Origin of the sequence: Paenibacillus zanthoxyli JH29 (assembly GCF_000520715.1) — a bacterium.
Taxonomy (GTDB): domain Bacteria; phylum Bacillota; class Bacilli; order Paenibacillales; family Paenibacillaceae; genus Paenibacillus_AQ; species Paenibacillus_AQ zanthoxyli.
The window spans coordinates 1-6,923 of record NZ_ASSD01000211.1 but is presented as its reverse complement, the minus strand read 5'-3'; the positions used below and the strand labels follow the sequence as shown (position 1 = coordinate 6,923).

At 43.4% G+C, this 6,923-nt stretch carries 9 protein-coding genes; 4 read left to right on the top strand and 5 right to left on the bottom strand.

The features are described from left to right. Nucleotides 1–13: 13 nt before the first annotated feature. A complete protein-coding gene (locus L691_RS0108040) occupies nt 14–451 on the bottom strand; it encodes a winged helix-turn-helix transcriptional regulator (protein WP_025689888.1) in 438 nt (145 codons plus the stop codon). A 126-nt stretch (nt 452–577) separates the two neighbouring features. Here L691_RS0108040 and L691_RS0108035 point away from each other — a divergent pair, with 126 nt between their 5' ends. Further along, nucleotides 578–1,621 carry a zinc-binding alcohol dehydrogenase family protein gene (locus tag L691_RS0108035; RefSeq protein ID WP_025689887.1) on the top strand — a complete coding sequence of 348 codons (1,044 nt, stop codon included), beginning with the start codon at nt 578–580 and terminating at the stop codon, nt 1,619–1,621. An 86-nt stretch (nt 1,622–1,707) separates the two neighbouring features. On the opposite strand, the gene L691_RS33920 is transcribed toward L691_RS0108035, so the two are convergent. The 3 genes from L691_RS33920 to L691_RS0108025 form a co-directional block, all read right to left on the bottom strand. Further along, a complete protein-coding gene (locus L691_RS33920) occupies nt 1,708–2,448 on the bottom strand; it encodes a DMT family transporter (RefSeq protein WP_051459330.1) in 741 nt (246 codons plus the stop codon). After that, the gene (locus L691_RS33915; protein WP_198022999.1) at nt 2,403–2,621 is read right to left on the bottom strand and encodes an EamA family transporter; all 219 of its coding nucleotides are present in this window, start codon (nt 2,619–2,621) and stop codon (nt 2,403–2,405) included. The genes L691_RS33920 and L691_RS33915 overlap by 46 nt, the downstream gene beginning before the upstream one ends. Before the next feature lie 220 nt (nt 2,622–2,841). Beyond that, nucleotides 2,842–3,492: a TetR/AcrR family transcriptional regulator gene (locus L691_RS0108025; RefSeq protein ID WP_025689886.1), complete on the bottom strand. Its 651-nt coding sequence runs from the start codon at nt 3,490–3,492 to the stop codon at nt 2,842–2,844. A 160-nt stretch (nt 3,493–3,652) separates the two neighbouring features. Between L691_RS0108025 and L691_RS0108020 the strand changes: the two genes are divergently transcribed. Together L691_RS0108020 and L691_RS0108015 are read left to right on the top strand one after the other, a co-directional pair. Continuing rightward, the gene (locus tag L691_RS0108020) at nt 3,653–4,222 is read left to right on the top strand and encodes a hypothetical protein (protein ID WP_025689885.1); all 570 of its coding nucleotides are present in this window, start codon (nt 3,653–3,655) and stop codon (nt 4,220–4,222) included. 14 nt (nt 4,223–4,236) lie between these two features. Next, nucleotides 4,237–4,848, top strand: a complete 612-nt coding sequence (locus tag L691_RS0108015; RefSeq protein WP_232229130.1) for a GNAT family N-acetyltransferase — start codon at nt 4,237–4,239, stop codon at nt 4,846–4,848. 314 nt (nt 4,849–5,162) lie between these two features. On the opposite strand, the gene L691_RS0108010 is transcribed toward L691_RS0108015, so the two are convergent. Further along, complete coding sequence (locus L691_RS0108010; protein WP_025689882.1) at nt 5,163–6,020, bottom strand: SDR family NAD(P)-dependent oxidoreductase; 858 nt, start codon at nt 6,018–6,020, stop codon at nt 5,163–5,165. A 178-nt stretch (nt 6,021–6,198) separates the two neighbouring features. On the opposite strand from L691_RS0108010, the gene L691_RS0108005 reads away from it, so the two are divergent. Next, entirely contained in the window at nt 6,199–6,705 is a 507-nt protein-coding gene (locus L691_RS0108005) for a MerR family transcriptional regulator (protein ID WP_025689881.1), read from the top strand. The last annotated feature ends 218 nt before the right edge of the window (nt 6,706–6,923 follow it).

The following is a 6,923-nucleotide window of genomic DNA, read 5'->3' as shown; positions in this document are numbered from 1 at the left end:
CTTCAAGTGTTAGCTAAGTGGGGGAGTGTTCAATGAGGACGTTGATTTTGACAGGTCTCCCGTCTGAATGCTCAAAAGAGTCTTCCTCTTGCCGGGTTCTAATATCGTTAAGCCTGATTTTATAAGACTCCCCCCATGCTTTCATCGAGACGATAATCGGCTCAAGCGTCCTGCCAAAATCGGTGAGCGAGTATTCCACTCTTGGCGGGACCTCTTTATACACTTCTCTGTGAACGATGCCGTCCCGCTCAAGCTCCCGGAGCTGCAAGGTGAGCATAAACTGCGTAATTCCCGGATTGAGACGCCGGAATTCATTAAACCTTTTCGTTCCGCCAATAAGCTGATAGAGAATAATCCCTTTCCATTTGCCGCCGATGACATCGAGAGTGGTTTCCACAGGACAGCTTTCCATGTTCGGCTTAGCCCCGTATTTGTTTCTTCGATCTCCCATTAAGCGTCTCCTCCTCCAATGGTATGTTTTTTAATACTATATACTAAAAATATGCGTACTTATTTAATGTAAGTATACAATATATAATTCGTTTGTACGACAAACCCATTGGAAAGGAAAGAAGAAATGAGCAATCGTCAAAAAATGAAAGCAATCGGTGCTTACCGATATCTCCCTTTATCCGATCCGGAAAGCCTTGTTGATCTGCATATAGAAAAACCAGTGCCCACAGGCCGCGATCTGCTTGTCAAAGTCAAAGCCGTCTCAGTCAACCCAGCCGACCTGGATATTCGCAAGAATAATAACTATGAGGCAGAATCGCCCAAAGTTTTAGGTTGGGATGTATCCGGGATCGTGGAGCAGGTTGGACCTGAATGCCAATTGTTCAAGCCGGGAGACGAAGTATTTTATGCGGGTAGTGTCACTCGTCCAGGCGGCAACAGTGAATTTCACTTGGTGGATGAACGAATTGCGGGAACCAAGCCGAAGAGCCTGGATTTCGCGCAAGCTGCCGCCCTGCCTCTGACCTCGCTTACGGCCTGGGAGGGTTTATTCGATCGTTTGGGAATCAGTCATAGCGCTGAGGAGAGCGAAAGCATACTCATTATCGGTGCGGCAGGAGGAGTAGGATCAATAGCTACGCAGCTTGCCAAATTAGCGGGTCTAACTGTAATTGGCACCGCTTCACGTCCGGAATCCGTGCAGTGGGTCAAAGATCACGGTGCGGATTATACAATCAGCCACAACAGCCCTTTTGCGCCGCAGCTCAAGGAAATTGGGTTCGAGTCCGTAGATTATATATTTTGCCTGAATGATACGGTGCAGCATTTTGCGAATATGGCAGAAGCTATCGCCCCCCAGGGCAAGATTTGCTCGATCGTTCCTGTAGCGAAGGCTTCCCAGGCGGGAAGCTTGGATATGGATATGATTTTTTATAAAAGTGTCACGTTTGTATGGGAGCTCATGTTCACCCGTGCCATGTTCCAGACCAAAGATATCATCAAACAACACCATATCCTGAACCAACTGGCTGAGCTGATCGATAAGGGCAAGCTGAAGACGACCCTAGCCGAACGCCTGGAACCGATCAACGCAGCAAACCTGCGTCTGGCACATGAAAAAATGGAGACCGGAAGAGCGATAGGAAAGATTGTTTTGGAGAATTTCTAAGCTACTACCAGACATAAATAAAAACGGCCGGACAAGCGATGCTTATTCGGTCGTTTTGTTGATTAGTATCAGCCTTACAGGAGTTATTATGAATTCAACTGAAGTGCCATGCTTTTTTCGGGAACAACTTGTTTCCGTTTTATTGAAGTGAATATCGTACCGGCAATCGTAATGAGTCCCCCGACAATTTGTGAAATCACCAGACCCTGACCCAAGATAACCGCAATTATAGCTGTAAAGACAGGCAATAAATTCATGGTTATGCCAGCTTTACCCGCCCCCAAGATCTTAATGCCTTGATTCCAAAAGATAAACGAGCCGACTGCCGGGAATACCCCCAGATAAACAATTCCTATAATACCGAAAGAAGTTACTTCCTTATACTGAAGAGGCTGCATGAATAAAAAAGGAATCAGCAGAACAGTACCCACAATCGCTATCATCGCTACCAATGTAATGGGTGGAATGCCCTTTGCTTTTTTTACAACCAACGAATAGGCTGTCCAGCATAACACGGCCAAAAACATGAGTGCATCACCCTTGTTATAATGGGTAAAAAACAATTGAAGCAGGTTTCCTTTAGTCAAAACAGTCAGGACACCAAGAAGTGAAGTGATTAATCCAATGAACTGAAAGGTACTTACTTTTTCTCTAAGGAATATCAACGAAAAGAGCATAATCAAGGCTGGAGTGAGTGTGTTAATTAGGGCGCCATTCGCTGCAGATGTGAACTGTAGTGAAGCATACATGAGATAGCTATAGACAACAATGGCTAAAACAGCTAACGAAATGATAATCCCCCGGTTTTTTTCCATATTTGAAGCCACGAAGGTTTCTCCACAATTTGGGCAATGGGAATAAGGAGAATCAATGCAACAACCCATCTTAGAAAAGCTGTCCATACAGCAGGAAATTCATTTGAGCTGAATTTTCCGAAAATCATATTACCAGACCAAAATAGATTGGCTAATATTAATAAAATCCAAGCCTTATATTTCACAATATTTCCCCCTTAATAAATTTGATTGGCTTTGCTTGATTGACTTGCCGCTTTCCATAATCAGATGATACAACGGGCTTTAACATAAGTGAAATGAATATATATAATAGTAGTCATAACAAAATTGTTATGATAAAAACATGATTGCAACTGATCGTTAAGCCAATCAAAATAAAAACGACCGGACAAGTAGATGCTTGTTCGGTCATTTGGTTGATTGTCAGCCCGCGTCATCACAAGTGGAGCTGTTATTGACTTCGCCCTGCTCCTGCCTTTGCTCTTGATTCTGTCTGACTAACCCATAGAAGAATAACTCCATCCACTGATCCATATTCCGAGTTACGCTTTCTTCGTTCGACGCTGCCCAATACCGCCCCAGCTCATTCTTGTACATCGTGAAGTACAGTATAGTCATCTCATCTGTCTGATCTTTATGAATAAAGCCCTCTTGCTTTCCAAGCGCGACAAACTTCATAAAAAATTGCATGCCCTTTTGCTCGTTATGCCTTTCCACCGTCTGCACTAATCTATTTAACTCAGAGGAGGGGAATTCCGGAAACTCATCTGATAAGATTTTTAAATTTCGGGCCTCCAGCAGCATGATTTCCTTGGTCTTCTCAGGAAAAGAGAGCTCTGAATCAAGAATGTTCTCATACTGCTCCAACTGCTTGTCCATCCAATCCATAAGCATATCGGCATAGAGCTGTTCTTTTGTCCCAAAGTAATTATAGATCGTTGCAGGGGATACCTTCGCGTTTTGAGCGATCTCATTCACACTGACCTTCTGAAAGCCGTGTTTAGAAAATAACTGAAATGAGACACTGTATATCTGCTCGATTTTTTTTTGTTTCCTTCGTTCGAAGCCGTTCATCTTCTTTCACCCCACATGTAGTGTAGCTCATATTTTAGAGTTTTTCAATAAATCGAGTACAAAACTATTGAAATATCGTTTTTTCATAGATATAATAATTTTGTAGTTGATGAATATATTCAGTACATAACTATATTAATTTATGATGGGAGTGTAATTAATGAAACAACTGCGGATTCCTTCGTTCTTGCATGATGTTTTCGGTGAAAGACAAAGTTTGGGGTCGATTCTAACCATACTGCTTTTTGGTGTACTGCTGACTACTGCGTTATATTTGGTATTCCCTGAACTTACGGACAATTTACCGGTGTGGCGCAGTACCCTGGCATTATTATTAATTTTCGATATATTCTCTGGCTGCATAGCTAATTTTTCCGACTCAACCAGCAACTTTTATGCCGCACGAAAAACGAATCGAATCGTATTCATTGCGATACACTTTCATATCGTACTTGTTGCATTTTTATTAAATAAAAATATTGGGTATTCGATAGGGATATGGGCTTATACGATCACAGGAGCATTTATCGTGAATGCTCTTATCGGAAGACATTCGCAACTATTTGTTGCGGGTCTCCTCTTGTCTGTTGGCCTGGGCTGTATGCCCATGCTGCCGGATATGCAGCCATATATGTTAATCACCTGCTTATTATTTATGCTTAAAGTGTTATTTAGCTTTTCCGTTGACCATTATGGCAAAACAATGAGCAGCATTGGTGAAGAACCATGAGTACTTCGTATAGAGTGTCCAAGCTAATAAAATCAGACAAGCCCTTATTCGTATCACTCATGAGCAGGGCTTTTGCCAAAGATCCCTTATTCACGCATTTATTTGGCGATTCGGTTCTCGACAGAACAGCAAGTAGCCACGTGACAGCTTTTGTCTCTTTTATGTTTGATAAAAGCTTTTTGCTCAATGAAGAGGTATGGGGTTATTTTGAAAATGAAAGCTTACTGGGTGCTTATATTGTAGAGAAGCCGCATGAAAGCAAGCTTCAGAATATGAAAGGATTATTGCTAATAGGGAGATTGATTCCTTTGCTCTTTCAAATGTCCGGACAAACCTTGAGTCTCCTTAATTCCTATATGAGAGTCACAAGATCCGCTGCTCCCCCATTGACGCATCACTACCTCATTATGATTGCAGTACAACCGGAGGATCAGGGTAAAGGAATCGGTAAAGTGCTGCTGAAACACCTGTTGAATACGGTAAATAAGGACACAAAATCACATGGAGTCGCACTGGATACCGAAAATAAAGAAAATATAAATTGGTATCGAAAATTTGGATTTACTTTAAGCAATGAAACACAAATCGACAATTTACCTGTATATTGTATGTTTCATCAAAAATAATCTATTACTTGGAGATTCCGAGATTTTCTCGCCACTTGTGATACGGTTCTTCGCGCTGTCTGTATTTTAAGGCCATCCTTTCCGAATGGCCCTTTCTAGATACACATTATTCAACTATCGTTTACCGAGGGAGTTCAACCAGTCAAAAGTTTCGTCAGTACATTACTCCTGGAGATAAGCAGTTTGAGCCGATAGAGGTTGTATCGGTCAATTTATACGGTTCAACTTACTTCATTCACTTACAAAGCAAATCCCTTAAAGGAATCGTCTTCCATAGATATTTCGAGATTCGTAGCTGAAAGAAGGAGCTGTCCTCAGGTGCGCTCACCAAGAAATTCGTGTCTGTAAATCGCATTAATCCTATCCAAAACGTTCCGCGCTTGATCTTTAAATTTTAAATCTGTAACCCGACCTTTCAGCAAAAACACGCCGGTCTCATTACGGTGTTCCCCGAGGGCCCCCTCATACAACAGGTTCGCGCCGTGGGTAGGCGGAGAGAAAAACAGCTTCATTAGCAATTTAACCACTATGGGCAGTCCGGATTGGTTTCCTTTTTTTAGCGTATTATTGCCACCCGGGTCAACGCTGCGGATCTTAATGCCTTCCTTGGCAAGCTGCGATGCGATAGCCTGAGTCCACAGCGAAAGCGCCAGCTTTGAAGTGGCATAAGGACCGAGCAGTTTGCGGAAGGTTTTGGGGCGTTCCAGGGTTTCGATATTAAACTCTTTCACATAGTTTAGTGCTGAAGATGAGGTATTGACCACCGTTTTTAAGCTGCCGTTTTTTAAGAGTTCCTTCAATTCCATCAGAATGATATATGGAACGACCGTCATCAGTTCATAATGTTTCTCACGACTTTGTTTCGAATAACTTAGCTCGGGAAAGCTCCCGCCGGCATTGTTGAACAAGATGTCGATCCGCCGCTCCTTTCCTTTGATCTCTTCCAAAGTACGTCTCAAGCTGGCATAATCGGCGAGATCCGCTATTTTATAAATGCGAAGCCATCCACTATTGATAGCTTTTTGGATTCTCATATCATCCGCAGGAAAGTCGGAACGGTTCAAAGCAACCACCTGCCATTCCTCCGACAGCAACTTCCGTGTTAATTCCAACCCGATCCCGTTGCTTGCGCCTGTAATCATTGCGATATTTTCACGTTGGTTCGTGTTCATTGTACGTCTCCTCCTAATGTCGGGATATTTTCCCCTGATAGCGCACATTCTATAACTTGGAGTCGACTCCAAGTCAAGGCACGTAAGTAAAGTTTTTGTCCTAAGGATAAGAGACTTGACTTGGAGCCAGCACCAAGATGTATAATGCACAAAAAAGCAATCTCCGGGAGGGAACAGGATGATGGCAGAGCAAACCTTTACAATAAAGCAAACCGCCGAGCAAACCGGAATTTCCGAGGATACGATCCGTTATTACGAAAAGATCGCGCTGCTACCCCGGGCGGACCGGAAGGACAACGGGCACCGCATCTACCGGCAGAAGGACATCAATACGATCCGGCTGATGTCCTGCCTGAAAAAAACGGGGATGCCGCTGGAGGAAATGCGGCCGTTTTTGGCGGTCTCCGCCGACGCAGATCCCGGAGAATATCCTGAGCTGGTAGAGCACATAAGGAGACACCGGGAAAATATCGTCAGCCAAATCGCCTCGCTGCAGCAGGTCGTCGATTTTATCGACATGAAGCTGGAGGAGGGAAGATACCGCCGGGACTGCTCAGATGAAAGCCAGGACGGCGTGTCGGAGAAACTGAGGGGGAAACCGAAATCAAAGCCCGTCTCACCTGTTGAGATGAGTTATTTTTCTGTATCAGCCAAAACGGGAAAGCCACCGGCTTCCGTAAAATAAGCTAGAAACATCATAAGAGAGAAAGTGCAGGAGACTTTGGCGGCCTTTAACAGGTTTGGGTTGGCCCTTTCTTTGATCTCGCTTTATTCATTCGTCGATCCGTTAGCTTAATACCTTATCATGAAATTGAAGCTTAAGAGTATCAGCCTCCATAGCCATTTGTTTGTGTACAGTAATAATACATTGAACCTCTCATGACTAAAGTCACGAGATTCTTG

What these genes read in the sequence shown, in the direction of transcription:
- L691_RS0108005 (WP_025689881.1), top strand. Translation starts at nt 6,199, where the DNA reads ATGATGGCAGAGCAAACCTTTACAATAAAGCAAACCGCCGAGCAAACC.
- L691_RS0108020 (WP_025689885.1), top strand. Translation starts at nt 3,653, where the DNA reads ATGAAACAACTGCGGATTCCTTCGTTCTTGCATGATGTTTTCGGTGAA.
- L691_RS0108040 (WP_025689888.1), bottom strand. Translation starts at nt 451, where the DNA reads ATGGGAGATCGAAGAAACAAATACGGGGCTAAGCCGAACATGGAAAGC.
- L691_RS0108035 (WP_025689887.1), top strand. Translation starts at nt 578, where the DNA reads ATGAGCAATCGTCAAAAAATGAAAGCAATCGGTGCTTACCGATATCTC.
- L691_RS0108025 (WP_025689886.1), bottom strand. Translation starts at nt 3,492, where the DNA reads ATGAACGGCTTCGAACGAAGGAAACAAAAAAAAATCGAGCAGATATAC.
- L691_RS0108010 (WP_025689882.1), bottom strand. Translation starts at nt 6,020, where the DNA reads ATGAACACGAACCAACGTGAAAATATCGCAATGATTACAGGCGCAAGC.